This is a genomic window from Dawidia cretensis (assembly GCF_018598175.1).
GTDB classification, from domain to species: domain Bacteria; phylum Bacteroidota; class Bacteroidia; order Cytophagales; family Cyclobacteriaceae; genus Ohtaekwangia; species Ohtaekwangia cretensis.
In genome coordinates, this window is sequence record NZ_JAHESE010000168.1 from 1 (window position 1) to 257 (window position 257).

The window sequence follows — 257 nt, forward strand, 5'->3', positions numbered from 1 at the left end:
AGATGTGTATAATAGACATTGCTGGTGTTTGCGGTAATGCTCGAAGTCGCTCCAGATGTTGCCTACGTAGACGCCGGTATGTGTGCCCTGTACCTGCCGGTGGGGCATGGCCGAGCGTTCGACCGCTTCCCATACCAGCTCGAGTGCAAGCTTTTGCGATGGGTTCATTTCGGCTGCCTCGGCCGGTGATATGGAAAAGAATAGCGGATCGAATGCGTGGATGGCGTCAAGCAACGCGGCGTGGCGCTGATGCGTCT

The 257-nt window shown here is 56.4% G+C and carries 1 protein-coding gene; it reads right to left on the reverse strand.

Going from position 1 to position 257, the window contains the following annotated elements:
• The coding region (locus KK062_RS30220; protein ID WP_254088109.1) for a beta-ketoacyl synthase N-terminal-like domain-containing protein at window positions 1–257 on the reverse strand (257 nt) is incomplete at both ends.